The sequence below is a fragment of the Ensifer oleiphilus genome (assembly GCF_013371465.1).
GTDB lineage: Bacteria > Pseudomonadota > Alphaproteobacteria > Rhizobiales > Rhizobiaceae > Ensifer > Ensifer oleiphilus.
This window is the reverse complement of sequence record NZ_JABWDU010000001.1, coordinates 1,131,500-1,157,655: the sequence shown is the minus strand read 5'-3', so window position 1 is coordinate 1,157,655 and position 26,156 is coordinate 1,131,500. Positions and strand designations below refer to the sequence as shown.

Genomic DNA, 26,156 nt, shown 5'->3' with positions numbered 1-26,156 from the left:
TCTTGATCCGCTTTCACTCTTCGCACACGCTGACGGACGGTCTGACCATCATGGCTGCGTAATTATGGCTTAGAGCCCTGAACCTTGGAAAAGGATATCGGGCCACTTCGTCGCCATCCAATGAAAAGCGGCGTCTCGTTGAAGACGCCGCCCTGTTCGACAGATAGGTCTCCGTCGGCGCCACCGCAATGCAACGGGCGCCGACGAACGGTCTATTGCTATTGTTTCATATGCTTCTTGTGAATTTCCCGCGATTCTTCGTCGGAAAGTGCCTGGTCCGGAACGCCGAAGACCTGACCCGGACGGATCCGGTCGGGGTTTTCGATCTGGGCCTGGTTGGCGAGGTAAATCGTGGTGTAGCGAACGCCCGCACCGTAGACGCGCCGTGAGATCTGCCAGAGCGTATCACCACGGCGGATGATGACCGAACTCTTGCTTTCCTTCAGCGGCGCCTGCTCCACCGTTTCCGGCTGGGTCGGGCTTTCGGTGGAAGCCATAGAAGGCTGTGCAGCGGCGACGTCATTGGCGATCGCGCTACCGGCCCCCTTGACCTTCGCCGCACCGGAAGCCTCGGCGACCTCGCCCGACACGACCGGCTCAGCCGCGGCAGTCACCGCCGGCGTGGCGCTGCCGCGCTCGGCGAGGATGGCGCCGACCGATGCCTCGACCTTGCCAAGCGCCGCAGCGACGCTCGAGGCATCCTGCGGAGCATCCTTCAGCACCGCCAGCGCGTCGGCTGCAGCCTTCGCCGTCCGGGCGACCTCATCACTCAGCGCCTGATCGGAATTGTCAGTGAGCCTGAAATCAGCCAGCGACTTCAGGGAAAATTCGCTTGCAGAACGTGCTGCCGCGAGTTGCTCGCCCGTCGGCACCTTGCCGTCGGCGAACAGCCCCTTCAACAGCGCAAGCGCCTTGCCGGCTTCCGCACGCAAGCCGTCGAGGCCGGCCGTTGCGGCGGCCGAAACCGGACCGGCAACGGCTGCGACTTGGGCACCTGCCGGCCGGTCGAACGGTACGGATGCGCGCATGACAACCTTGCTTGCGTCTTCGCTCAGCATGTCGGCACGGATGATGTGGCTGCCAACCGAAAGCTCGATCTCGCCGTCGACGACAAAGTGGCCCTTGTCGTCGGCCTTCATTTCACCGAGCAGCTTGTCATCAGCATAGATGCGAACCAGGGCACCGGGCTTTGCGCTGCCTGCGACGAACATCTTCGCACCCTCGATCTCGACGGCGGTCACCTGCAGCCCCGTAGCCCCGTTCGGCTTTGCCGTGTTGGCCGTAGCATCGCTCGTCGCCTGCGGTGTTGCCGACGCCACGTCGGCAGACGTCGCGGCAGCCGGCTGCGAGGCGGGCGTGTCGGTCGTCTGCGTGGCACTCCCAAGAGCGTCGGGCGTGGTGAGCAGGCGGCTGGCCTCGCCCGGCTTGGAGACCATAGCAAGCAGTTGGCCGGTGGCATCCTTCGGGACGGAAACCGTTGCGACCTCTTGCGAATTCCTGGCGACGCCGTCTTCACCGACGGCGCGCAGGGTCAGTTGATAGTCACCGGCCGGAAGCGGCGTATCGAAGACAGCGGCGAAATCGCCGGTCACGCCGACGTCAGCCGTTCCGACGACGGTGGTACCGTTGAGAATCTCGAGCTTGGCGCCCGGTGCGGCATGGCCGGCAACAACGGTCGATCCGTCGGGTTCGACGCGCAGAACGTCGAAACCGGGAATGGATGCATCCTCGACCGGCGGCTTCGCGTCCACAGCGCTTGCGACCGGTTGCGGCTCCGCCACCTTGCTGGCGTCATCGGGCTTCGCGGCAGTCTCGGCGCTTGCAGCCGGCGTGGGCTGAGGCCCGCCGGTCGAAGATGCCGTCTCACCGGTTTGGGCCGGGGCGTTTGCCGTGCCATCGGCTGACGCTTCCTTGCCGCCACGCAAATTCGGTTGAACTACAAAAACCATCAACGCTGTCGCTGCCGCAAGGACAGTAAGGGCCACCCAGCCGGCCTTATTCTTGATCATGCCACTCTCCACAGGAGCGGAGCGGTGCCCCGCGCATGCCCTCTCATCGGCCTAAGGCGCGGGGCTTGCGCAATCATTATAGCGCAACTGCGAGCAACCCGCCCAATTTCTTCAATCGATCCCTGAAATTGCTAGCGTTTCCTAGTGTAGCAGACAAGAAGCCGCCCCTTCTGCAAGTGCCGCGAACCCGGCTTTCCCCTCATTTTTCTTGACCCTTGCTGCGCTGCAATGTTTTTTGACCGGATGAACACTGAAACAAGCACGATTCGATCCATCTGCGTCTACTGCGGCTCGCAGCCGGGACGCGACCCAATTTACATGGAAGCCGGCCGCGCGCTCGGCCGCTCGATCGCCGACCACGGCCTCAGGCTGGTCTATGGCGGCGGCACCCGCGGCATCATGGGAGCAGTCGCAAGCGGCGTGCTTTCCAATGGCGGCGAGGTCACGGGCATCATCCCCGAATTCCTGATGGACAAGGAAGCAACCCGCCATTCGCTCGGCCAGCTCAACGAGCTGATCGTGACCGCCGACATGCACGAGCGCAAGCACACCATGTTCGAGCGAGCCGACGCCTTCGTCGCTCTGCCGGGTGGGATCGGCACGCTGGAAGAGATCGTCGAGATCATGACCTGGGCGCAGCTCGGGCGGCACCGCAAACCGATGGTCTTCGGCAACATGAACGGCTTCTGGAAGCCGATGCTGGATCTGTTGCAGCACATGCGCGACGAAGGCTTCGTGCACACCGCCCATCTCGTCCAGCCGCTCGTCGTCGAAAAGGCCGAGGATATCGTGCCGGCGATCCTTGCGGCCGCTGGCGGTGCAAACGGTCGCGAGGGCGAAGCCGAGATCATTTCGCGGCTCTAGGCGCGGACTCATTTCGTCGCAGAATCAAAAAAGGCGCGTCTGCCCGGGCGCGCCTTTTTCATTGGGTCGGATTTGTTACTCCGCCGGGCTGACCTGTTCGGCCCGACGGGCGCGGCTCTGTGCCAGCATGGCACCGGAGTAAATCACCAGCGCCGCCCAGATCAGGCCGAAGGCGATCAGCTTTGCCGTGCCGAAGGGCTCGTGGAAGACGAAGACGGCGATCAGGAAGATCATCGTCGGCGCGATGTACTGCATGATGCCGATGGTCGACAGCCGCAGCAGCTTGGCGCCGTTGGCATAGATCATCAGCGGAATGGCGGTGACAACGCCGCACGACATCAGCCACAGCACGTCAGTCATGCCTGTGTCGCCGAAGTGCCCCTGGCCGGTGGTCTCGAGCCAGATGATGTAACCGATTGCAGGAATGCTGAGCAGCAGCACTTCTAGGAAGAAGCCCTGGTTCGGCCCGATCGGCAGCGTCTTGCGGAAGAAGGCGTAGAAGCCCCAGGAGAGGCAGAGCCCGATCGACACCCAGGGCAGACCGCCGGCATCGAACGCAAGCACGGCAACGGCGGCTGCCGCCAGCGCGATCGCCACCATCTGCGCCGGGCTCGGCTTTTCCTTCAGAAGCAGCGCACCGAGGAAAATCGAAAACAGCGGATTGATGTAATAACCGAGCGCAGTCTCGATCGCCCGGCCCGCGCCGATCGCCCAGACATAGATGCCCCAATTGATGGTGATGAGTACGGCCGTCAGAGCCGCCATGCGCAGCATCCGCGGCGAGCGAAGCGCAACCTTGACGTCTTCCGTGCGCCCGAGCCAGACGAGCACGAGACCTGCGAGCGGAACCGACCAGACGATACGGTGCGCCACGACTTCCGGCGCAGGGATATGGGCGATCGCCTTCATGAAGAAAGGCAGGAAGCCCCAGAGCAGATATGCCGTCAGCGCAAAGGCGAAGCCTTGGGCGGAATCGGTGTTTTCTGCGGGTACTTTCGCGTTCGGCTCGGCCATGATGTTTTTCCTGATGTATTCGCCGGAGGCTGTCGTGGCGACGCGCCCGCTCCGGTCGCAATGAAGACGCAGCCTTGCAGGCTGACAAACCCTTCCGTAGGGCGTCGTACTCCAATGCCCCTCAATGCACCAATTCATTTCCGTGAACGGATGGTGAATTTTGCTCATACTTTGGGCAGGAGCACCCATCATGGGCGCGCCCTGCCCGTTCTGTGCGGTGCGACGCGTTACTCCGCGGCGATCAACCCGACATGGTCGCGGTTCTTCAGGAGCTTGAAAATGATACTGTCCATCAGCGCCTGGAACGAGGCGTCGATGATGTTGTCGGAGACCCCAACCGTCCACCAGCGCGCGCCCGTGCCATCGGTCGATTCGATCAGAACGCGGGTGATCGCCTCGGTCCCGCCGTTGAGGATACGGACCTTGTAGTCCGCAAGCTCCAGGTCATCGATCTCGGACTGGTACTTGCCGAGATCCTTGCGCAGCGCCAAGTCGAGCGCGTTGACCGGGCCGTGCCCCTCGGCAACCGACATCATCGTCTCGCCATCGACGACGACCCGGACGACTGCCTCCGAGACGGTCTTCAGCTGGCCGTTGGCGTCGAAGCGGCGCTCGACCATCACCCGGAAGCTTTCGACGTGGAAGAAATCCGGCACCGTTCCGAGGATGCGGCTTGCCAGCAGCGCAAAGCTCGCATCGGCGCCTTCGTAGGCATAGCCCGTCGCCTCGCGCTCCTTGACGATCGCGATCAGCTTGTCGAGCTTGGGATCGTCCTTGCCGACGACGATGCCGCGGCGCTTCAAGGCGTTGATGAAGTTCGCCTTGCCGCCCTGATCCGACACCATGACCTTGCGGAGATTTCCGACGCTTTCGGGAGCAATATGCTCATAGGTGCGCGGATCCTTCAGGAGCGCCGAGGCGTGAATGCCGGCCTTGGTGGCGAACGCCGAAGCGCCGACATAGGGCGCCTGCATATCCGGTGAGCGGTTCAACAGCTCGTCGAAGGCATGCGAGAGCTTGGTCAACTCCAACAGGCGGTCGGCATCGATCGCCGTTTCGAATCGGCTCGAATAGATCTCCTTCAGCGCCAAAGTGGGGATGAGCGTCACCAGATTGGCGTTGCCACAGCGCTCGCCGATACCATTCAGCGTCCCCTGGATCTGGCGAACACCGGCCTCCACCGCCGCGAGCGAATTCGCGATCGCCTGGCCGGTATCGTTGTGGGCGTGGATGCCGAGATTTGCGCCGGGCACGCCGGCGGCGATGACAGCCGAGACGATCTCGCGCACCTCATGCGGCTGCGTGCCGCCATTGGTGTCGCAAAGCACGATCCAGCGCGCACCCGCTTCGAAGGCTGCCTTGGCGCAGGCAAGCGCATATGAGCGGTTCGCCTTGTAGCCATCGAAGAAATGCTCGCAATCGACCATCGCTTCGCGGCCGGCACCGACGACGGCTGCGACGGACTGGCTGATATTGTCGAGGTTCTCCGCGTTGGAACAGCCGAGCGCTACGGCCACGTGGTAATCCCAGCTTTTGGCGACGAGACAGATCGCGTCGCTCTTTGCCTCGAGCAGGGCGGCAAGGCCCGGATCGTTCGAGGCGGAAACGCCGGCGCGCTTGGTCATGCCGAAGGCGACGAAGGACGCCTTCTTCGTGCGACGGCGCTTGAAGAACTCGGTGTCGGTCGGGTTTGCTCCTGGATAACCGCCTTCGACATAGTCCATGCCGAAGTCGTCGAGCAGCGTGGTAATCGCGATCTTGTCCTCGACGGAAAAGTCGATGCCGGGCGTCTGCTGCCCGTCCCGTAGCGTCGTGTCGAAGAGGTAGATGCGTTCCCTGGTCATGGCTCGTTTCCAATAATGCTCAGTCGTTACTCGGTCTTGCCTGCAAACTTGTCTGTGGCGCGGATCAGCCGGTCGAGGATACCGGGCTCGGAATAGGCGTGCCCTGCCCCCTCGATCAGGTAGAACTCCGCCTCCGGCCACGCCTTGTGCAATTGCCAGGCGTACTTGGCGGGGCATGGCATGTCGTAGCGTCCCTGGACGATGACGCCGGGAATGCCATGCAGGCGATGGGCGTCGCGCAGCAGCTGGCCATCCTCCATCCAGCCGGCATTGACGAAGAAGTGGTTCTCGATGCGGGCGAAGGCATCGGCGAACTCGTCTTCTTCGAAGCGGCCGCTGGTCGACAGTTCGGGCAGCAGCGTAATCGTCTCGCCTTCCCAGATGCTCCAGCTCTTGGCCGCCGCAAGCCGCGTCGCCCTGTCGTCGCTGGTCAGCCGCCGGTGATAGGCATGCATCATCTCGTGGCGCTCGTTTTCGGGAACGGGCGCAATGAAGCGCTCCCACTTGTCCGGAAACATTTCCGAGACGCCGAACTGATAGTACCAGTCGAGTTCCGCCTTGGTGAGTGTATAGATGCCGCGCAGCACCAGTTCGGTGACGCGCTCGGGGTGTTTCTCCGCATAGGCGAGCGCCAGCGTCGATCCCCAGGAGCCGCCGAACACCAGCCATTTTTCCGCGCCCGCCATTTCACGCAGACGCTCGATATCGGCGACGAGGTGCCAGGTGGTATTGGCTTCGATCTCCGCATGCGGCGTCGACTTGCCGCAACCGCGCTGGTCGAACAGCGTCACGTCGTAGAGGCTGGGATCGAACAGCCGGCGATGGTTGGGCGAGATCGTGCCTCCGGGCCCGCCGTGCAGGAAGACGGCCGGCTTGGCGCCTGGCGTCCCCACCCGTTCCCAATAGACCGAGTGACCGTCGCCGACGTCGAGATGGCCCGACGCATAGGGTTCGATTTCAGGATAGAGCGTACGCAAGTCAGCAGTCATCATCAGTCTTTCATCGGTGGCCAGTGCACCGTATCGTAATCGGGATGCTGGCGGTTTGTTTCGAGCACGAGCAGATGCCGGGTGGCGGAAAGCTCGCTGCCATCGTCGCTCTGCCTTTCGGGAAGTTTCGCAAGCCGCGAGAACCACACCATCCGCGATTCCACCCCCGACTGATAAATTGGCGGCAGGTCGTCGGGATCGTCGAGCGAACCAAGCACGATGTTGAGGAAGTCCTCATCCGGCATGTCATAGAACAGCGGCGTTCCGCAATCGTGGCAGAAGCCGCGGCGCACCAGGTGCGAGGAGCGGAACCACGAGGGCTGGCCGCGGGTAATGTCGAAATTGTCGCGGGCGATATTGGCGAGCGGCATGAAATAATTGCCGGCCGCCTTCTGGCACATGCGACAATGGCAGATATGCGCATCCGCCAGCACGCCTTCGGCGCGGTAGCGGACCGCTCCGCACTGGCAGCCGCCGGTAAAGATGCGCGAAATCGTCATTTGAACACTCCGGGCTCATGCCATTGCTCGGTCTCGTGATCGGGGTGCTGGAAGGAGATGATACTCTCCTGCCTGCTGTAGAAATCCGGATCTGTCAGCGCTGGCTGATCGAAGATGGTCTCGACCCAGGGAAGCCGCGAGGCGTAGTTGACCTGGATCTGCGGCGCCAGATCGCTGCGATCGTCGAAGGTGCCGATGGCGATCTCCATGCCGCCGGGATGGCGATAGATCATCGGCGTGCCGCATTTCGCGCAGAAGCCGCGATCGATATTGACCGAGGACTGGAAATAGCTCGGGGCGTCGCGGGTCCATTCGACGCCGTCCTTCGGCGCCGTCACCAGCGCGGAAAAGAAGGAGCCGAACTGCTTCTGGCACATGCGGCAATGGCAGATCGACGGACGGCCGAGCTGACCGCGGATGCGGAAGCGGACAGCACCGCATTGGCACCCGCCTGTTCGAACAGTCTCCGTCATTTCTTGTCCTCCGGGGGCCAGGTTTCGGTGTCATGATCGGGATGCTGGTAGGAAACGAGATCGGCAAGGAATGAAGCTGCCTCGGCATCGGCCAGCGTCTCCTCGCCTGGAAGCTCCGGAACGTCGTCGACATAGGGCAGCTTGCCCTCGACGCCCCACTGGATGGTCGGCACGATCCCCTGCGGCTCGTCGAAGGCGGCAATCGCCAGTGCCATGCCGTCGGGCGCCTCGTAGGTCAGCGGCGTGCCGCAATCGCCGCAAAATCCACGCCAGCCGAAGTTGGACGACTGGAAGCGCTTGCGCTCGCCGCGGGTCCAGGTCACGGTTGCGCCGCGCACCGACACCAGCGGCAGATAGAAGTTCCCGCTCGCCTTCTGGCACATGCGGCAATGACAGACGGACGCGTCGCCAAGAACGCCCTCGACGCGAAAGCGCACGGCACCGCATTGGCAGCCGCCGGCATAGTGTGGTCGGTTGTCGAGGCTCATCGCCGCGTCTCCTCAAGCCGGCGCATGGCAGACCGCTTCGATGTTGTTGCCATCAAGATCGAAGACAAAGGCGGCGTAATAGTCCGGGTGATAGTGCGGCCGCAGTCCCGGCTTGCCGTTGTCGCGGCCGCCGGCGGAGAGCGCCGCTTCATGGAAAGCATCGACCTCGCTGCGGCTGCGTGCAGTGAAGGCATAGTGCCGGCCGGGACCGGCCGCGGCCTCATGCAGCCAGAAGACTGGCCGCTCGCGACCGTAGCCGCCAACCTTGACGCCGCCGGTATGCTCTGATGGCACCATCATCAGGAAGGATGCTCCAAGCGGGGCGAACGTCTTGTCATAGAAGGCCTTCGCCTTGTCGAAGTCCGCAACCGAAATGCCGGTATGATCGATCATTGCCCGAACTCCTCCTTCATGCCCCTTGCCTCACGCCACCAAACTGCGAGCGCCGTTCCCTGCCTGACATCGGTCGACCGACCACGACAGCACGGATTGGCAAACGATTTTCATCGCTTCACATCCCACGTCGTCACGCGTTCGCCGGTCGCCGGGTCCTTGCCATCCTTGAGCTGAATGCCCTGAGCCAGCAGATCGTCGCGGATCCTGTCGGCCGCAGCGAAATCCTTTGCTTTCAACAGTTCCAGGCGTGCACGCACACGGCCATCAACCTCGTGAACGACGGCCTCGTCGAGTTCGACGGCCTGCGGCACGATGCCGAGCAGCGACGCACTTGCGGCAAAGCTACCTCTGAGTGCAGGGTCGCCGGCAGCCTTCTGCGCCAGAGCATGGAGCGCCTGAACCGCCGCCACCGTGTTCAAGTCGTCCGACAGCGCCGCGACGATAGCCGGGTCGACCTCGCCCTGGACGTCACCCGGCACCGGCCATTTCGACAGCAAGTGCTCGGCTTCTTCCAGCCGCTTGATCGAAAAATCGATCGGCTCGCGGTAGTGGGTCATCAGCATGGCAAGGCGCAGCACGTCGCCCGGCCATTTGCGGCCGCCGAATTTTTCGGTGTGCAGCAACTCATAAATGGTAACGAAGTTGCCTTCGGACTTCGACATCTTGCGGCCTTCGACCTGCAGGAAGCCGTTGTGCATCCAGACATTCGCCATCACATCCGTGCCGTGGGCGCAGCGCGACTGGGCGATCTCGTTTTCATGGTGCGGGAAGATGAGGTCGAGCCCGCCGCCGTGGATGTCGAAGATCTCGCCGAGGTAGCGTCCGCTCATGGCCGAGCACTCGATGTGCCAGCCGGGACGGCCCCTGCCCCATGGGCTCTCCCAGCCCGGCTCGTGGTCGGCCGAGAGTTTCCACAGCACAAAGTCGCCCGGATGCTTTTTGTGGACTTCGACGGCAACGCGGGCGCCGGCCTGCTGCTCGTCGAGATTGCGCTTGGAAAGCTGGCCGTAGTCCGGCATCGACTTGGTGTCGAACAGCACTTCGCCGCCGGCCTTGTAGGCATGACCCTTGGCGATCAGCTTGTCGATGATGTCGATCATCTGCGGAATGTTATCGGTCGCACGCGGCTGCACGTCAGGATCGAGGCAACCGAGCGACTTGGCATCTTCGAGGAACTGCGTCTCGGTCTTCTCGGTCACATGCCGGATCGCCTCGTTCAAGGGCAGGCCGGGATAGTCGCGCAACGCCCGCGCGTTGATCTTGTCGTCGACATCGGTGATGTTGCGGACATAGGTCACCTTCTGCTCGCCAAAGACATGACGCAGCAGCCGGAACAGGATATCGAAGACGATGACCGGACGCGCATTGCCGATATGGGCATAGTCGTACACGGTCGGGCCGCAGACATACATGCGGACATTGTCAGGATCGATCGGCTTGAAATCGACCTTCTCCCGCGTCAGCGTGTTGTACAGCTTAAGTGTCGGCACTCCGCCCATTCCAAATCTCCAATACGCATGCAACCGTCAGAAATACGGCGCCCGGGAGGCCCGCGCGTTTGTCATCTTGGATTTCGGCAGACGAAAACGGCCAGGCCAGCGGAGCGCTAGCGAATAATCTTCCGGCAGATAATGCAGGTAACCGTTTTCATGGGCTCACTTATCGCGCTTCGCATGGCGTCGGTCAAGTGGTCAGCGGCCTGCCAAGCACAGCCGACTATCAAGGCACTGATATGGTCATGGATTTGTCATGATTTGGCTTATCTGGGATCGCCACGCGGGAAGGAGATTCGCGGTGCAGCTTGGCCCTGCACCCTGATTCCTGTCTCCGGAGAAGCCGAGGAGGAGCATCGTTGTCGTTTACGCAAGCGAGAACGAGGCGTTTCCGGCCCAGGATAAGCATCAAGGAGTGCATGCACGTGAAGGCCGCCAAGACCACCGATATCGCCAAGACATCCGCCGATCTGGTTCAACAATATCGCCCGCTCGGCCTGAAAGCCGTGCTTGCCGCTGCCCTGCAGATAAAGGCAAAGCCCGCGGTCAAGCTGAAGAAGCAGCCGGCCTGAGAACTGACGGGCATCAGAACAGGGACATTTGCCCGTCGTCGGACTTGTCCCCGTTCTTGTCGTTCTTTGCCGTCGCCTTGGGCACCAGTAGCGGAACAACCGCTTCCTGAATATCCGGCCCGGCGTTTGCGACCTTGTTGACCTTGTCGGAAACGGGGATCGCCTCGAAATAATCTTCCGGCGCAGGCGTCATGAGATCGAGGACGTCGCGCGGCTCCTGCGTCTTGCAGTCCAGCCAGCGGGCGAAATCTTCCGGATGAATCACGACAGGCATGCGATCGTGGATGGGCGCAATTGCCGGATTGGCGCTGGTCGTCAGCACCGCAGCCGTGTCGACCTCTGAACCGTCGGCGGAAGACCATGTCTCCATCAGGCCGGCAAAGGCGACGATGCCGCCCTTTCGCGGGCGAATCCAATAGGCCTGCGAGGCCTCGCCGCTGCCCTTTGCGGGGCGATGCCATTCATAGAAGCCCGATGCCGGAACCAGCACGCGACGGTGGCGCATCGCGGCGCGAAACGATGCCTTCTCGATCGCCGTCTCGGCGCGGGCGTTGATCAGAAGCGGAAAATCCCTGGGGTCCTTGACCCAGCCGGGCGTAAAACCCCAGCGGACAAGAAGCGCCCGGCGCTCAGGCAGGTTGCTGCCCGGCCCGCCGCCATCTGCAGCCATGACGACGATGATCGGCTGCGTGGGTGCAATATTGAAGCGGGCCGGAAAATCATCGCTTTCCAGCAGGCCGAACAGCTCGATCAATTCTTCCGGCGTCGCCGTCAGCGCAAAACGTCCGCACATGACATGGATGTGGCACTTCACGTAGGATGGGTCAACGATACCGATCGAAATTGATTCCATCATGCCGAAACAGCCCGAACTCGCCTCCTCCGTCATTCTCGAACGCGATGGCCGTTACCTGCTGGTGCGACGCGCCAATCCGCCTTCGGCCGACATGTACGCGTTTCCGGGTGGCCGCGCCGAGCCGGGTGAAACGCCGCAAGAGACGGCCCTGCGTGAATTGCGGGAAGAAACAGGCATCGACGCACGCGAACCGGTGCTGTTTGAAACCTACGATCTGCCCGGCAAGGAATCGGAAGGACGGCACTTCTTCCTCTCCGTTTTCCGAGCGCAGGCGGACGCTGGTGCCGTTGCCGTTGCCAGCGACGATGCGGCCGGGCTCGGCTGGTTCACGCCACAGGAGATCTTTGCGCTTCCCATCCCCGACAGTGTTCGTGAATGCGTGGAAAAACTGGCCGCCGAGGGCCGGCGCCTTGAAACAGCCGCCGATTCGGACTTGATGGAATGATGACATTCGGCCCGATCATTGCCCGCCTTACTCTGACGACACTGATCGTCGCCACGGCAACCGCCGCAGCGGCGCAGAAGACGGCGTCACCGCCGCAGGATAAGGCGCAGGTGCAAGGCCCCGCGCCCGTTGCGGTCGAGGAGAAGCCAACGCCCTATGACCAGCGACTGATTCGCCTCGCCGAAGTTCTCGGATCGGTGCACTATTTGCGCAATCTCTGCGTCAAGGAGCCCGAGGACGTCTGGCGGCGCTCGATGCAGGAACTGATCGACAAGGAAACGGCCAATGAAGCGAAACGACGCGAGAGGATGACCGCCGCCTTCAACCGCGGGTATCGTACTTTTGCCTCCGTCTACACGACCTGTACCCAGCCAGCGATCGTCGCCGAACAGCGATATCGTGCCGAAGGAGCAACACTTGCGTCAGAAATCGTCGCCCGCTTTGGAAATTAGCGATAAATTAACCTCTTTTCTCACGACCCCGTGTCGTTTCGGGAAAAGGCTGCTAATTTCGTTAAGAGAGTGGTAAGAAGTGACAACCGGGTCACGGTCGTTCAGTTGAGGTTCAGCCGAACGACGTTAGAGTGAGCCACTTGCAGCAATGGAAGTCGCATGGAACGAATGATGGAACCAAGCCTGACCGACATCGATGACATGATCGTCCACGAGAAAATGCAGGCAGCGCTGGAACACCAGAACGAAGCCTGGGCGGACGGCATGGCTGATGGCATCGAGCCAGAGATCATCGCCGATGCGGCCATCGCTCTAGCCATGCGGGAAACCGTTCGGCTTCATGGTGAAGACGGTGCGGAAGCGATGCTCAATTCGCTTCGCGAGCGCATGCTCGCCGGTGAATTTTCGCCCCAACGCTCGCTTCAGTAATTAGCAGGACTGCCCCTATGAGCCGGAACCATGCCAACCGGACCTTTCCGGTTCGCCTTGTTACGCTGCTTCTGGCCGGTGTCGCATTCTGCGCTCCGGTGATGACGGCGCCTGCGTTTGCGCTCAGCGAATTGCAAGATGAACCGAAAGCCGTCGCGAGCGACCAGAACACGCCCCCTCCGCCGGCCGAGCCTGTAGAGGAAGAACCGGACCAGGAAGAAAAGCTCCCGCTCGAAATTCCGATGCCGGACCCGCTGATCAAAAAAACGGTGACGATAACGAGGGAAGATCAGGCCGTCGAAGAGCCAAAGACGGTCGAGCCGATCGAAGTCCTGAGCGACGTTTCCAAGATACCGGCCCCGGTGGCGCGCATGCGCGAACTGATCGTCGAAGCTGCGGCCTCGGGCGATATCGAGCGGCTGCGTCCGCTTCTCGGCAAGGGCCCTACCCAGACCCAGGTTACCGGCGTCAGCGCCGATGAAGACCCGATCGCGATCCTGAAGAGCCTGTCGGGCGACCAGGACGGCGTCGAGATCCTGGCGATCCTGCTCGACGTGCTTTCGACCGGCTTCGTCCAGGTCGACAAGGGCACGCCGCAGGAAGCCTATGTCTGGCCCTATTTCGCCGAAAAGCCGCTTGCATCACTGACAGCTCCGGAAAAGGTCGACCTCTTCCGGTTGGTGACGGCGGGTGATTTTGCCGACATGGAAGAATTTGGCAGCTACAACTTCTACCGGGTCGGCATCATGCCCGACGGGAAGTGGAAATTTTTCATCGCCGGCGACTAAAGCGCTTCTTCTTTAAACGGAAGCATCCTGCCGAAATTCCTCCGGCTCTTCTGGTTGGCTGAAAACGACCGCCCACTGTGTCGGATGGCTTGTCCGATGGATCGGCATCGCCCTGCGCCATCCTTCGTGCGGACCGGCCATTTTGAGCCAACAGAATCGCTTCCGTTTGAAGATGAAGCGCTTTAAGCGCCGCCGACACGCTTGCCGTTCATCCCTGAACATCCTACCTGTTCGGCAATGTGAACAGGATTCGAGCCATGCCCAGAGTTCGCCTTGACGACCGCGCGATCGTCTCCGTTTCCGGCAAAGACGCGGAAGACCTCCTGCAGAGTCTGATCACCACCGATCTCGATGCCCTCACCCCGGATGAGGCCAGACCTGGAGCGCTTTTGACGCCGCAGGGCAAAATCCTGTTCGATTTCATGATTTCCCGCGAAGGCGACGGCTTTCGGCTGGAAACCGCCGCCGAGCAGGCCGAGGCGCTGTTGAAGCGGCTGACCATGTACAAGCTGCGCTCGGCGGTGACGCTGGCGCTCGACACGGCGACCCCCACCATCGTTGTCTTCGACGAGCCGCAGGCTGACGGTTACCGCGACCATCGCTTCGAAAAGGCGGGTGCTGCGGTGTTTCGCTCGTATGGCGAAGCCGATACGGACGCGGCGTCCGCCACCGACCTCGATCAACTCCGGATCGTCTCCGGCATTGCCGTTTCCGGCCCCGATTACGCGCTGCAGGACGCCTTCCCACACGATGTGCTGATGGACAAGAACGGCGCTCTCTCCTTCCGCAAAGGCTGCTATGTCGGCCAGGAAGTGGTTTCGCGCATGCAGCACCGCGGCACACCCCGTCGCCGCGTGGTGATCGTCGCCGGCGTGTCGACGCTTCCGCCAAGCGGCACGGCGATCACCGCCGACGGCAAGTCGATCGGTGCGCTCGGCACGGTGCGCGGTGCATCGGCGCTCGCGATCGTGCGGATCGATAAAGCAGGCGAAGCGATGGCGAACGGCGTTGAGCTTCTGGCGGGCGACGTCCCTGTCACGTTGACACTTCCGGAATGGACCGGGCTTGCCTTCCCAACCTCAGCCGATGAGGCAAGCGCATGACTTCGGCGCGTGCCTGGCAGCGCATGCTTTCCGGCCGGCGGCTTGACCTGCTCGACCCGTCGCCGCTCGACGTCGAGATCAGCGACATCGCCCACGGCCTTGCCCGCGTTGCCCGCTGGAACGGCCAGACCGCCGGCGACCACGCCTTTTCCGTCGCCCAGCACAGCCTGATGGTGGAAGATATCTTTCGCCGCAGCTACAAATGCAAAGCCGACGACTGCCTGTTCGCACTTCTGCATGACGCACCGGAATATGTGATCGGCGACATGATCTCTCCGTTCAAGGCCGTGGTCGGGGGCGGTTACAAACTGGTCGAGAACCGGCTGGAAAGTGCCATCCATCTGCGCTTCGGGCTGCCTGCCCATTGCTCGAAGGAGCTCAAGGACCGGATCAAGAAGGCAGACCATGTCGCCGCCTATTTCGAGGCCACCGTGCTTGCCGGCTTTTCGACCGAAGAAGCACGAAAATTTTTCGGGCAGCCACGAGGCATTACCCGTGACAGCCTGCTGATCGAACCCTTGCCTGCCATCGAGGCCCAGCGGCTGTTTACCGAGCGCTTTGCTGCACTCGAAACGGAACGCGCCAAAGCCAGGATGGATGCCTGAATGTCCCACATCGTCGTATCGCCGCTGGCCCGAATAGCCGAAATGGCTGTGCGCCACCGCTGCACCGAAATGCTGAGCCTCGTTGCCAAAGGCCAGGACTTCCATCGTCCGGCCGTTATCTCCAAGGCACGGCACCTGACACTGGGGATGAACGATATCAGCTTTGCCGGCACCGGCGGGCTCATCGCACCGCAGGAGGAGCACGTCCAGCAGATCGTCGCCTTCGCCAAAGGCTGGGACCGCACGCGTCCGATGCTCGTTCATTGCTGGATGGGCGTTTCAAGATCGCCGGCCGCCGCCCTTATCGCCGCGCTTGCCGTCGAGCCCGAACTGGACGACCAGGACCTGGTCGAGCGGCTGCGGCTTGCCTCGCCCTATGCGACGCCGAACACGCGATTGGTCGAAATCGGCGACGCCGTCCTGTCGCGCGGTGGACGGCTGGTTGCTGCCGTACGCTCCATCGGGCGCGGTGCGGACACGGACGGCAATGTCCCTTTCGTGCTGCCGCTTGTTGCCGAGGGAGCCGGTGTTGGCGTCTGAGATGCAGGCAGTCACGGTCGAAATTGGTCTCAACGCGGCCATCGTCGCCGTCGTCAATCGCAGCCCACGCATTCTCGCCATCAACGAGGCGGACGGCGACGCGCACGACAGCCTGCCGTTCGGCCCCTTCGATCCCGCCCGTCACCGCACCTTCGAGACCAGCCTTCGCGACCGGGTGGAAAAGCGCACGGCGCTCAAGCTCGGCTATATCGAACAGCTCTACACCTTCGGCGACCGCGGGCGGCAACGACTGCCGGGCGAAGAGGGCAAGCATATGGTCTCGGTCGGCTACCTCGCGCTGACGCGAACCGATACCGAAAACACCGAGCGGCTGGCCGAGGCCGGTGCGCATTGGCGCGACTGGTACGGCTATCTGCCGTGGGAAGACTGGCGACAGGGCCGCCCTGTCATCCTTGACCAGGTGATCTTGCCCGCGCTCTCCCGCTGGGAGCTTGGCCCATCCGATGACGATCGCATGGCGCCCAGCACGCAACGACGCGCGCGCATCCGGCTTGCCTTTGGTCTTGGCGATTTCCCCTGGGACGAGGAGCGCGTGCTCGAGCGCTACGAACTGCTCTACGAGGCGGGTCTCGTGCGCGAGGCAGCGATCGACGGCCGGAGCCGGGAGCAGGACGGCGCCGTCGCCGGGCAGGCCATGCGCCACGACCACCGCCGTATCGTCGCGACCGCGATCGCCCGCCTGCGCGGCAAGATCAAGTACCGGCCGGTCATCTTCGAACTGATGCCGCCCGAATTCACTCTCACCGATCTGCAGGCAACCGTGGAGGCGATTTCCGGCCGGCACCTGCACAAGCAGAATTTTCGGCGCCTTGTCGAAGGCGCCGAGCTGGTCGAGCCGACCGGCATGACGCTGGCGTCGACCGGCGGAAGGCCAGCCGCACTCTTCCGCTTCCGACGCCAAATCCTTGACGAGCGCCCCGCACCCGGCCTCAAAGTGGGCGGTCGCTCGTCGTCCGCATAACACTCCGGAAGCGGCCGAGCAGTCTTGCTGGCGATAAAATGGCTGTCGCGGGGTTAAATGCGGGCTGCATCTAACACTTCGGCCAGTGGGCGCTATATTCCTTCACTTAGATAAAGTGCCGGCTCTGCCGCCGAGGAAGAATAAATGTTGCTTGCGCTTGCGCTGCTCACCAGCCTGCTGACGGATCAGCATCTCCTGCCGAACCCGCAGGGGAACAACGCGGTCCCCGACTATTTCAACAACCGTTCGGACCAGCCTGTCGTGCCGAACCCGCAAGGGAACAAGGCGATCCCCGACTATTTCAAGAACAGCCCGATGGGCGGCGGCCAACCTGGGGTGACGATCTGCAATCTCAACGGCCAGGACATGCGAGGGCAGTTCAAAATCTGCCGCTATGACTGCGGCACGGAGATCACCATCGACCAACGCGTCGTCTGTCCGTTCATTCAGCAGCGATAACGCCGGACTCAATTGCGCGACGGTCGCTGGACAGTTCTTTAAACCGGAATCGATTCAAGGCCTTGCCTGGCACGCCTCAAGCGCTTTGGCGACCGCTACGCATCACGTGATTTAGCGCTTGATCGCGATGTCGAGACCGATATCGAGCGTCGGTGCCGCCATGGTGATCTTGGAGGTCGAGATATAGTCGACGCCTGTCTCGGCGATGGCGCGGACCGTGTCGATCCTAACGTTGCCCGAAGCTTCCAAACGCGTGCGCCTGGGATCGGCGGCATAGGCACCGCCGGAAAGCTGCCAATGGGCGGCATTGATGGCCACGGCTTCGCGCAGGCGCTCAGGACCCATGTTGTCGAGCAGGATGACGTCGGGTGCTGCCGTCAGCGCCTCACGCATCTGGTCGAGGCCATCGACCTCGATCTCGATCTTGACCAGATGACCGCAATAGGCGCGAGCGGCGTGCACGGCACCGGCAACGCCGCCGGCGACAGCAATGTGGTTGTCCTTGATCAGCACGGCGTCGTCGAGGCCGTAGCGATGGTTTGAACCACCGCCGAGACGAACGGCGTATTTCTCCAGCGCCCGCAGCCCAGGGATCGTCTTGCGCGTGCAGCAGACTTTTGCACGGGTGTGGGCAATCTCGTCGGCAAATTTCGCCGTGTAGGTGGCAATGCCCGAGAGATGCATGAGGAAGTTCAAGCCGACACGCTCGGCTGAGAGAAGCCCCCGGGCGCGACCGGAGATCCGGGCAATCGCCGTTCCCGGTTTCACGCGGTCGCCGTCGGCAACCAGAGCCTCGAAGACGATGGAAGGATCGACGAGCCGGAACGCCGCGCGCGCCAGCTCGAGCCCGGCGATCACGCCTGGATCCCGCGAATTCATGCCGGCCGTTGCCGTCAGTTCCGGCCCGATGGTCGACAGGGTGGTGATGTCGCCGGCGCGGCCGAGATCTTCGAGCAAGGCGGCACGCACCTGATCTTCGACCATCAGGGCGGGCAGTTCGGGGCGAAGGGCTGCGGTCATCTGGTGGTTGTTCCCTGTCTGTATTCTCAAGGCCGCGGCCATGACGTCGTCATGGTCAGGCCGTTTCGGTTTCCGCCACCTCGGCCGCCACGCGGTTGGCCTCGGCGAGCGTCAGGTAGGTGCGGCGGCGCCATTCCGGCTGCTCCGAAGGGCAATCGGCGCGATAGTGGCCGCCGCGGCTCTCGGTGCGGCGAAGCGCGCCGACGGCAATCAGCTTGGCGGTGGTCAGGATGTTGGTGAAGCGCATGCGAGCGTTGTCGCGCTCGAGCGCCGAGATTTGTCGAATTGCCCGCAACAGGCTTTCGCGCGTCCTGACCACGCCGACGCACTCGCTCATCAGACCGCGCAGAACCGTGAGCTGCGGGCTGTCTTCCACCGTGACCGGATCGTCGTTCTCGCCGGCATTGTCGCCCCATTGGGTCAGTTGCGGCGTCGGCAGTGTGCCCTTGATGTTTTCCGCGATGCGCGCGGCAAAGACCACGGCCTCCAGCAGCGAATTAGAGGCGAGACGGTTGGCGCCGTGCACGCCGGTCGATGTCACTTCGCCCGCCGCCCAGAGGCCGTCGATCGAAGTGCGCCCCTCGGCATCCGTCAACACGCCGCCCATGTGGTAATGCACCGCAGGCACGGCGGGGATGGCTTGCGTCACCGGATCGATGCCGGCACCGATGCAGGAAGCATAGACAGTCGGGAACATGTCCGGAAAATGCTTGCCGACCGCCTTGGTGCAATCGAGAAACGCGCCGCGCCCGGCCTGGACCTCGGCAAACACGCCACGCGAGACGATGTCGCGCGGGGCAAGCTCGCCATCCGGGTGAATGTCGAGCATGAAGCGATGCCCGGCCGAATTGACGAGATGTGCGCCATCGCCGCGCAGGGCCTCGGTCGCCAGTGGCGCCGGATCCTTGCCGATGTTGATGGCCGTCGGATGGAACTGGACGAATTCCGGATCGGCGATGATCGCCCCTGCCCTGGCCGCCATTCCGAGACCCTGGCCGCAGGCTTCCCATGGGTTGGTCGTCACCGCGTAGAGGTGGCCGATGCCGCCGGAGCAAAGGACCACGGCGCGCGCCGGGAACGAAACACGTTTCTTCGACTGGCCGGCATCCGGCCTGGCGATGACGCCGGAGATGAAGCGGCCCTCGCGCACCAGCTCTTCGACCACGTAGCCTTCGATGACGCGGATCGACGGCGTGTTGCGCACCGCCGTGATCAGCGCTTCCATGATCGCCTTGCCGGCCATGTCACCCTTGACGCGGACAATGCGGCGCTCCGAATGAGCGGCCTCGCGCGACAGGATCAACTTGCCTTCGAGATCGCGGTCGAAGGGGACGCCATATTCGAGGAGATCGTGGATGCGGGCCGGGCCTTCGGCCACCATCATGCGCGTCATCTTCTCGTCGACGATGCCTGCTCCCGCGGTCAGCGTGTCGGCGACGTGTTTTTCAAAGGTGTCGCCCGGGCTCATCGCTGCGGCGATGCCCCCTTGCGCCCAGGCCGACGAGGCGCCGTGGCCGATCGGTGCGGCGGCAAGAATGGTGACCGGCCGAGGGCTGAGCTTCAGCGCGCAGAAGAGGCCTGCAAGGCCACCGCCGACGATGACGATGTCGTCAATCCCGTTGAAGGATTGCGGGCGGAAATGATCTCTCAGCATGATACGGCTCTCCTCCAGCGCATGCTTGTATGCCGGGCCTTTCGCCCGGCAGGTGTTATTGCTTGAGGTTGACCATGCGCTCGACTGCAAGGCGCGCCCGATCGGCGATCGCCGGATCCACCAGAACCTCTTCCGTCATCGTCAGCAGGCTGTCGAGGATCTTCGGCAGGGTGATACGCTTCATGTGCGGACAGAGGTTGCAAGGCTTGATGAACTCGACCCCCTCGATCTCTGCCTGGATGTTCGACGCCATCGAGCATTCGGTGACAAGCAGCACCTTCGACGGGCGATTGTCCTTGACGTAATTGATCATGCCCGATGTCGAGCCGGCGAAATCGCAGACGGCGATCACATCCGGGTGACACTCGGGATGGCCGATGATCTCGATGCCCGGATGGGCTTCCTTGTAGGCGAGGAGTTCAGCGGCGGTGAAGCGCTCGTGCACCTCGCAGTGGCCCTTCCAGGTGAGGATCTTCTTGTTGGTCTGGCGCGCGACGTTCATCGCCAGATATTCGTCGGGAATGCACAGCACCGTGTCCGAGGCGAAGCTTTCCACGACCGCAAGCACGTTCGACGAGGTGCAGCAGATATCGGTTTCGGCCTTCACGTCGGCCGAGGTGTTGACATAGGTAACGACGGGAACGCCGGGGTAGCGCTGCTTCAGCAGCCGCACGTCCGCTCCGGTGATCGATTCCGACAGCGAGCAGCCGGCCTTGCCGTCCGGGATCAACACCGTCTTTTCCGGGCTCAACAGCTTCGAGGTCTCAGCCATGAAGTGGACGCCGCACTGGATGATGATTTCGGCATCGACCTTGGCGGCGTCGCGGGCGAGCTGCAGCGAGTCGCCGACGATATCGGCGACACAATGGAAGATATCAGGCGTCTGGTAATTGTGCGCGAGGATGACGGCGTTGCGCTCCTTCTTCAGCCGGTTGATGGCGTGAACATAGGGCGCATAGACCGGCCACTCGATCGCGGGAATGAAGTCCTTCACCTTCTCGTAGAGGTGCTCCGTTTCGCGCGCCACTGCCGGCGTAAAGGCAAGCTCGGGTCTTTCGATGATGCCGAAGCGCTGGGCGGCGCTGACAAAAACCGGGTTCGCCACGCCCTGCGTGCGGGAATCAAGCTGCGTCATCGAAGTCTCCTCTCCGCCCCTCTCTCGGGCGGCTCTTCAATTATGCTCAACTTGAGCATAATTGAACCAAAACAAAAGCGGCAAAGCCGCATGGGTTGATTTAGAAAGTTTTGTGACAGATTTCAAGAACGGAACGTCGCATTTCGCGACGTTCCGTTCACGGTTTTCTTCAGGCCATGGCCGGACGGAGAACGGCTTTCTCCTCGATCGGCCAATGAACGACGGCGGCAAACAGGCCAAGCGCCACGCCCAGCCACCACACCGGATCGTAGGATCCGAAGTGATCGTAGAGATATCCGCCCATCCACACGCCCAGGAACGAGCCCACCTGGTGCGACAGAAAGACGATGCCGCCAAGCAGTCCGAGATGGCGCGTGCCGAACATGATGGCGACAAGCGCGTTTGTCGGCGGCACGGTCGAAAGCCAGAGCAGGCCCATGACGATAGCAAAGACGATCACCGACGTCGGCGACTGCGGTAAAAGCAGGAACGCGGTGACGGCGACAGACCGGGCAATGTAGATCCACGCCAGGAAATAGGGTTTGGAGTAGCGTTGCGCGATGAAGCCTGCCGATAGCGAGCCAATGATGTTGAAGAAGCCGATCAGCGCCAGCGCGATCACGGCGTAACGGGCGTCGATACCGATATCGCCGATATAGGCGGGAAAATGCGCGGTGATGAACGCCACTTGATAGCCGCAGACGAAGAAGCCCGAGACCAGCAGCAGGTAACTCTTGTGCCCGAGCGCCTCCTTCAGAGCCTCACCGATCGACTGCTTGTACTGCGCCTCCGACTGGCTGCCGGAGGACGAGTTGCCGCGCAAAGGAATGGCAAAGAGCGGTACGAGCAGCATCAGGATGCCGAGATAGACGAGGCTGTCGGACCAGCCGTAGGCCGAGATCAGCCCCTGGCTCAGCGGCGCGAACAGGAACATGCCGGCAGACCCTGCCGCCGTGCAGATACCGAAGGCCATCGAGCGCTGCTCGGGCGTGACGTTGCGGGCAAACGCGGACAGCAGGATGCCGAACGAGCCGGAGCCGACGGCCATGCCGATCAGCACGCCGCCACCGATATGCAGCCAGATCGGCGCGTCGGCATGGGCCATGATCAACAGGCCCGAGGCGTAGAGGAGCCCGGACATAGTCAGCACGCGCCAGGTGCCGAACTTGTCGGCGATCGCGCCGAAGAAAGGTTGGCTCACACCCCAGCAGAGGTTCTGCAACGCCATCGCCAGACCGAAGGTCGTGCGGTCCCACCCGGTCTCTGCCAGCATCGGCAGCTGGAAAAAGCCCATCGCCGAGCGCGGGCCGAAGGTGAGCATCGCGACGATCGAGCCGGCGACGATGATCAGCCAGGGCATTTCCTGGCGAACGCTGGACGGCGCAGATGCTCCCGATATGGCGGACATGGATCTTCTCCTGATGACGAGCCAAGATCCTACGCGGGCGCTAAAATAGATAAAAGCCAATTAAATTGACGGCGCGATCACTGGAATTGATGGCCCCGGAAACCTTCATCCGTTTGCCTGGAATCTCTGGCGGAACTGCCGCGGTGTCATGCCCTTCTGCGCCTTGAATTGCCGATTGAAATTGGCGATCGAGCGATAGCCGACCATCTCCGACACATGGGCAACGGATTTCTCGGTGCCCGAAAGCAACGCGCAGGCCTCGCCGATCCTGAGACGCATCAGATATTGCGAAATCGGCATATCAAGATGCCGCAGGAACAACCGGTGCAGGCCCGAGAGGCTAAGGGCGGCAATATCCGCAAGCTCCTCTATGGAAGGGTTCTCGGCATAGCTGAGATGGATGTGGTCGAGCACGCGGTCGAGGCGACCGCGATCGACTGCCCTTCCCGAGGCAGCGACCACCCTCTCAGACAACCGTGTCGCATGCTCATCGCGCGCAAGGATGGTCAGCAAGGCGAGAACATCGGGCAGTCGCTCTTCAGGTGCAAGGGTTCGCAGCCGCTCGAACAACGGCCGGATGCGATGCGCGACTTCTTGCGAGAACTGAAGCCCGGGCGCCGAGCGATCGAACATCGCCCGCACAGGGCCGAGCTCGACGAAACCGTCCTGCATCCGCTCCACCCATTCCGGGTGAAACCAGAGCACCAGCGCCACATGGGGCGCCACTTCATCGACCTTGGAGGAAGAAAGCCAGGTATGCGGCAGGTTCGACCCGACCAGAACGAGGTCGCCATCGTCGTAAGTACCGATGTGATCGCCGACGAAGCGCTGACCACGTGAATTCAGAGTCAGGGTCAGCTCGAACTCCGGATGATGATGCCACTGGAAGGGGATGCAATCATCGAGCCGGCGATCAAGCATGACCGACGATGCATCCGTCGGCCGGACAATCTTCTGAAGAACGGCCTTCATATTGCATCCACCCTCCTGATGGCGCCAGATTAGTATCAGTTTTTGCCTGTGGAAGGCAACACTGCCGCGGCGAAACGCTTAAACTTTCGGCATCGACAGACAGAGGCCGACGCAGAGGAGCCAACGGCATGCTCAGAGACAGCCACCCCACCGCCGCCGCAGAAACGCAGTTGAAGGACATCAAGAAGCGCCTACCCTTGCGCGTGCTCTCGGAAGAGGACTGGCAGCACTGGATCACCAGGGGATACGTCATCGTTCGGCAGGCCGTTCCGGCCGCCAATGTCGAGCGGCTTGTCGATCTGCTCTGGCGCTTCGACGAGAAGGATCCTGCCGATCCCACGACCTGGTACGCGCCGCAGCGCCGCGAGCACAAGATGAAGGAACTCAACAACACCGGCATGCTGGAAATCTACAATCACCAGTATCTCTGGGACAATCGCCAGGAGCCACGCATCTATGGCGCCTTCGTCGATATCTGGGATCGCGAAGACCTTTGGGTGACGATCGACCGGGCCAATCTCAACCCGCCAAAGAAGGTCAAAGGCAATCCCAACGGGTTCATCCACTGGGATGTCGACACCTCGATCCGGCCACTGCCGATCGGCGTCCAGGGCGTGCTCAGCCTGAAGAAGCAGGATGGCGACGTCGGCGGCTTTCAGTGTGTTCCCGAGTTGTTTGAGAATTTCGAGGTCTGGGAGAAGACCCAGCCCGCAGACCGAGACTCGATGCACCCGGACATGTCCGGCCTTGCGACCACCAACATCGAGATGGAGGCCGGCGACCTGATGATCTTCAACAGCCTGCTTGCCCATGGCGTGCGGCCAAACCATTCCGATGGAAGGGTGCGCATGGCGCAGTACATTTCCATGCATCCGGCCGAATGGGACAACAGAGCCGAGCGCGAAGAACGCGTGCGGCTCTGGCGCGAACTCGACCATCCCAAGCGCGACGCCTTTCCGGGCGACCCGCGCGAATGGGAAAGGCGCAATGCGACGCCCGCCAACCTCTCGGACCTCGGGGCAAAACTGCTCGGTGTCACGCCCTGGTTCTGAGGCAAACGCTGCAGAGCGCTTCTTAAGCGGAGGCGCGCACCTTCATCGGCCAGCGCTCCGCGCGCCGGCTGACGATCCGGGCCTCGTCGCCAAGCTTCAAGGTGCCCTCGCCGCGCGGCACGACGTTCCAGCCGAACAGCACGCCGGCGACGCGACGGTCGGCCGACATGCGCTTTTCGGCAAGACCCTGGACCGGATTGCCGCCGATGCGCTCGCCGGTAATCTGGTCCTGGGTGGTCATGATGCAGCGCGCGCAGGGCTTGACGAAATCGAAGCGGATGCCGCCGATCTCCAGGCTCTCCCAGAAATCCTCGTCCCAGGCCTCGTCGCAATCGAGCAGGATGTTGGTGCGGAACCGATCCATGCCGACGGGTTCCTGTCCCTTCTGCACGAGCGTCCTGTTGAGATCGGCAAGCGAGCCGGTGGTGGTGATCAGCACGGGAAAACCATCGGCAAAGCCGACGGGGGCTGCGGTGCCGGCCCATTCCTCACCGACGAAGCGTTCCGCCGACGCATCCATGTGCGCAAGCTTGACGGGCCGGCCGAACCAGGTCGACAGCGTCTCGTTTGCAGCATCGTCCGCCACCGCTGCATCGACATCGCTGGCCCAGACGCGAACGCCGAGCCGGTTGTCCGGATCGAAGCGCACCGACAGCGTCTTGTCACCCATCTTCAGGTGCACGCCACCATCGATGTGGCTCGCCTCGATTTGCGCCAGGACCTGCAGTTCGCGCTGGGTGATGAAGCGCCCGTCAGGCTCCACCAGCATGAAACGCCGATCGCCCTCGAAACCGTCGAGCTTGACGGTGACCGTCTCAAGCGGGATCGCCCTGCCGCTCTTCAGCGGATGAATGTTCAGTCCGGTCACCTTCATGGCAATTCCTTCGTCTTCAGAAAATGATTCAGACGCCTGACGATCTGATTCACCAGGCCGTAGTAATCTGTTGAAAGGCTTAGATTTCATCCAGCATCATGGCAAGCACATCGCGCAGCCGTTGCTGGCGTTCAAGCGCCAGCCTGCGGCCGGCGGCCGTCTGAAATCCATCGGCGAGCTTGAACAGCTTGGTTTCGAAATGGTCGATGGCGAAGGCCTTGTCGTCGAGCTCGCGGTCCTCGGCCAAGGGATCGAGCGGATCGTAAAGACCACTGCCCATGCGCCCGGCGATGTAGAAGCAGCGGGCAGCGCCGACCATGCCGATCGCGTCCAGCCGGTCGGCATCCTGCAAGGTTTTCGCCTCGATCGTCTCGGGTGCGATATTGGCAGAAAAGCTGTGCGTGAGGATCGCATGGGCAACGGACGCAATGTCTTCTGCCGTCCAGTCGAGACCGCGCAGAATGCTCTCGGCCTTTTCCGCGGCCAGCCTCGAGGCCTGCATGCGATGCGGCGAATTCTTCTCCACCGAAACGCAATCATGCAGCAACACGGCAGCGGCAAGCACGCGATCGTCACCGCCCTCCTCCACTTGGATCCGGGCCGCGTTCTTCCAGACGCGGATCAAATGGGAGGCGTCATGCGAACCGTCGTCTGCCGCAAAGGCATGCGGCAGGAGAATGGCGGCGAGGTCGGCGTGCGGCGCAAACGCCGCGGCGAGTGCAATATCGCGTGTCATCGCT

At 62.4% G+C, this 26,156-nt stretch carries 29 protein-coding genes; 12 read left to right on the top strand and 17 right to left on the bottom strand.

Annotated features, from left to right (window positions below; all coding sequences use genetic code 11):
* Positions 1-218 precede the first annotated feature (218 nt).
* Positions 219-2,009 (bottom strand): LysM peptidoglycan-binding domain-containing protein, encoded by a 1,791-nt coding sequence (locus HT585_RS05580; protein ID WP_176351960.1) that lies wholly within the window; start codon positions 2,007-2,009, stop codon positions 219-221.
* A gap of 243 nt (positions 2,010-2,252) precedes the next feature.
* Here HT585_RS05580 and HT585_RS05575 point away from each other — a divergent pair, with 243 nt between their 5' ends.
* Positions 2,253-2,873 carry an LOG family protein gene (locus HT585_RS05575; RefSeq protein ID WP_176351959.1) on the top strand — a complete coding sequence of 207 codons (621 nt, stop codon included), beginning with the start codon at positions 2,253-2,255 and terminating at the stop codon, positions 2,871-2,873.
* A 75-nt stretch (positions 2,874-2,948) separates the two neighbouring features.
* Here HT585_RS05575 and rarD read toward each other — a convergent pair whose 3' ends face one another.
* From rarD to cysS, 8 genes are all read right to left on the bottom strand, one after another.
* Entirely contained in the window at positions 2,949-3,887 is a 939-nt protein-coding gene (gene rarD / locus HT585_RS05570; RefSeq protein WP_176351958.1) for an EamA family transporter RarD, read from the bottom strand.
* A 227-nt stretch (positions 3,888-4,114) separates the two neighbouring features.
* Complete coding sequence (gene cimA, locus HT585_RS05565; protein ID WP_176351957.1) at positions 4,115-5,731, bottom strand: citramalate synthase; 1,617 nt, start codon at positions 5,729-5,731, stop codon at positions 4,115-4,117.
* A 26-nt stretch (positions 5,732-5,757) separates the two neighbouring features.
* The gene (pip, locus tag HT585_RS05560; protein WP_176352199.1) at positions 5,758-6,720 is read right to left on the bottom strand and encodes a prolyl aminopeptidase; all 963 of its coding nucleotides are present in this window, start codon (positions 6,718-6,720) and stop codon (positions 5,758-5,760) included.
* A 2-nt stretch (positions 6,721-6,722) separates the two neighbouring features.
* Positions 6,723-7,220 (bottom strand): GFA family protein, encoded by a 498-nt coding sequence (locus HT585_RS05555; RefSeq protein WP_176351956.1) that lies wholly within the window; start codon positions 7,218-7,220, stop codon positions 6,723-6,725.
* Positions 7,217-7,693 (bottom strand): GFA family protein, encoded by a 477-nt coding sequence (locus tag HT585_RS05550; protein WP_176351955.1) that lies wholly within the window; start codon positions 7,691-7,693, stop codon positions 7,217-7,219. Before HT585_RS05550 ends, HT585_RS05555 begins: the two co-directional genes overlap by 4 nt.
* A complete protein-coding gene (locus HT585_RS05545; protein WP_176351954.1) occupies positions 7,690-8,181 on the bottom strand; it encodes a GFA family protein in 492 nt (163 codons plus the stop codon). The genes HT585_RS05550 and HT585_RS05545 overlap by 4 nt, the downstream gene beginning before the upstream one ends.
* A gap of 12 nt (positions 8,182-8,193) precedes the next feature.
* Positions 8,194-8,574 (bottom strand): VOC family protein, encoded by a 381-nt coding sequence (locus HT585_RS05540; RefSeq protein ID WP_176351953.1) that lies wholly within the window; start codon positions 8,572-8,574, stop codon positions 8,194-8,196.
* Positions 8,575-8,684: 110 nt separating this feature from the next.
* The gene (cysS, locus tag HT585_RS05535; protein ID WP_176351952.1) at positions 8,685-10,076 is read right to left on the bottom strand and encodes a cysteine--tRNA ligase; all 1,392 of its coding nucleotides are present in this window, start codon (positions 10,074-10,076) and stop codon (positions 8,685-8,687) included.
* A gap of 413 nt (positions 10,077-10,489) precedes the next feature.
* Here cysS and HT585_RS05530 point away from each other — a divergent pair, with 413 nt between their 5' ends.
* Entirely contained in the window at positions 10,490-10,642 is a 153-nt protein-coding gene (locus HT585_RS05530; RefSeq protein ID WP_176351951.1) for a hypothetical protein, read from the top strand.
* A 13-nt stretch (positions 10,643-10,655) separates the two neighbouring features.
* Here the strand turns inward: HT585_RS05530 and HT585_RS05525 are convergent, their stop codons facing one another.
* Complete coding sequence (locus tag HT585_RS05525; protein WP_176352198.1) at positions 10,656-11,435, bottom strand: SOS response-associated peptidase; 780 nt, start codon at positions 11,433-11,435, stop codon at positions 10,656-10,658.
* A gap of 58 nt (positions 11,436-11,493) precedes the next feature.
* Here HT585_RS05525 and HT585_RS05520 point away from each other — a divergent pair, with 58 nt between their 5' ends.
* From HT585_RS05520 to HT585_RS05480, 9 genes are all read left to right on the top strand, one after another.
* Positions 11,494-11,943 carry an NUDIX domain-containing protein gene (locus tag HT585_RS05520; RefSeq protein WP_176352197.1) on the top strand — a complete coding sequence of 150 codons (450 nt, stop codon included), beginning with the start codon at positions 11,494-11,496 and terminating at the stop codon, positions 11,941-11,943.
* Positions 11,943-12,395 (top strand): TIGR02301 family protein, encoded by a 453-nt coding sequence (locus HT585_RS05515; RefSeq protein WP_176352196.1) that lies wholly within the window; start codon positions 11,943-11,945, stop codon positions 12,393-12,395. Before HT585_RS05520 ends, HT585_RS05515 begins: the two co-directional genes overlap by 1 nt.
* 159 nt (positions 12,396-12,554) lie before the next feature.
* Positions 12,555-12,824 carry a hypothetical protein gene (locus tag HT585_RS05510; protein WP_115420638.1) on the top strand — a complete coding sequence of 90 codons (270 nt, stop codon included), beginning with the start codon at positions 12,555-12,557 and terminating at the stop codon, positions 12,822-12,824.
* 17 nt (positions 12,825-12,841) lie between these two features.
* The gene (locus HT585_RS05505; protein ID WP_176351950.1) at positions 12,842-13,612 is read left to right on the top strand and encodes a hypothetical protein; all 771 of its coding nucleotides are present in this window, start codon (positions 12,842-12,844) and stop codon (positions 13,610-13,612) included.
* 257 nt (positions 13,613-13,869) lie between these two features.
* Entirely contained in the window at positions 13,870-14,715 is an 846-nt protein-coding gene (gene ygfZ / locus HT585_RS05500) for a CAF17-like 4Fe-4S cluster assembly/insertion protein YgfZ (protein WP_176351949.1), read from the top strand.
* Complete coding sequence (locus HT585_RS05495) at positions 14,712-15,320, top strand: YfbR-like 5'-deoxynucleotidase (RefSeq protein ID WP_176351948.1); 609 nt, start codon at positions 14,712-14,714, stop codon at positions 15,318-15,320. Before ygfZ ends, HT585_RS05495 begins: the two co-directional genes overlap by 4 nt.
* The gene (locus HT585_RS05490; RefSeq protein ID WP_176351947.1) at positions 15,321-15,860 is read left to right on the top strand and encodes a tyrosine phosphatase family protein; all 540 of its coding nucleotides are present in this window, start codon (positions 15,321-15,323) and stop codon (positions 15,858-15,860) included.
* A 1-nt stretch (position 15,861) separates the two neighbouring features.
* Positions 15,862-16,842, top strand: coding sequence for an NUDIX hydrolase (locus HT585_RS05485; RefSeq protein ID WP_176352195.1), 981 nt, complete (start codon positions 15,862-15,864; stop codon positions 16,840-16,842).
* Positions 16,843-16,986: 144 nt separating this feature from the next.
* Entirely contained in the window at positions 16,987-17,301 is a 315-nt protein-coding gene (locus tag HT585_RS05480; RefSeq protein WP_176351946.1) for a hypothetical protein, read from the top strand.
* A 111-nt stretch (positions 17,302-17,412) separates the two neighbouring features.
* Here the strand turns inward: HT585_RS05480 and nadC are convergent, their stop codons facing one another.
* From nadC to HT585_RS05455, 5 genes are all read right to left on the bottom strand, one after another.
* Positions 17,413-18,321 (bottom strand): carboxylating nicotinate-nucleotide diphosphorylase, encoded by a 909-nt coding sequence (gene nadC, locus HT585_RS05475; protein ID WP_176351945.1) that lies wholly within the window; start codon positions 18,319-18,321, stop codon positions 17,413-17,415.
* A gap of 55 nt (positions 18,322-18,376) precedes the next feature.
* On the bottom strand, positions 18,377-19,975 hold the full coding sequence (locus HT585_RS05470; protein ID WP_176351944.1) for an L-aspartate oxidase: 1,599 nt from the start codon (positions 19,973-19,975) through the stop codon (positions 18,377-18,379).
* 55 nt (positions 19,976-20,030) lie between these two features.
* Entirely contained in the window at positions 20,031-21,110 is a 1,080-nt protein-coding gene (gene nadA, locus HT585_RS05465) for a quinolinate synthase NadA (protein ID WP_176351943.1), read from the bottom strand.
* A 169-nt stretch (positions 21,111-21,279) separates the two neighbouring features.
* Positions 21,280-22,518 carry an MFS transporter gene (locus HT585_RS05460; RefSeq protein ID WP_176351942.1) on the bottom strand — a complete coding sequence of 413 codons (1,239 nt, stop codon included), beginning with the start codon at positions 22,516-22,518 and terminating at the stop codon, positions 21,280-21,282.
* A gap of 105 nt (positions 22,519-22,623) precedes the next feature.
* A complete protein-coding gene (locus HT585_RS05455) occupies positions 22,624-23,490 on the bottom strand; it encodes a helix-turn-helix domain-containing protein (RefSeq protein ID WP_176351941.1) in 867 nt (288 codons plus the stop codon).
* A 128-nt stretch (positions 23,491-23,618) separates the two neighbouring features.
* On the opposite strand from HT585_RS05455, the gene HT585_RS05450 reads away from it, so the two are divergent.
* The gene (locus HT585_RS05450; protein WP_176351940.1) at positions 23,619-24,542 is read left to right on the top strand and encodes a phytanoyl-CoA dioxygenase family protein; all 924 of its coding nucleotides are present in this window, start codon (positions 23,619-23,621) and stop codon (positions 24,540-24,542) included.
* A 22-nt stretch (positions 24,543-24,564) separates the two neighbouring features.
* Here the strand turns inward: HT585_RS05450 and HT585_RS05445 are convergent, their stop codons facing one another.
* Together HT585_RS05445 and HT585_RS05440 are read right to left on the bottom strand one after the other, a co-directional pair.
* Positions 24,565-25,416, bottom strand: coding sequence for an MOSC domain-containing protein (locus HT585_RS05445; protein WP_176351939.1), 852 nt, complete (start codon positions 25,414-25,416; stop codon positions 24,565-24,567).
* A 79-nt stretch (positions 25,417-25,495) separates the two neighbouring features.
* Positions 25,496-26,152 carry an HD domain-containing protein gene (locus tag HT585_RS05440; RefSeq protein ID WP_176351938.1) on the bottom strand — a complete coding sequence of 219 codons (657 nt, stop codon included), beginning with the start codon at positions 26,150-26,152 and terminating at the stop codon, positions 25,496-25,498.
* Positions 26,153-26,156 lie beyond the last annotated feature (4 nt).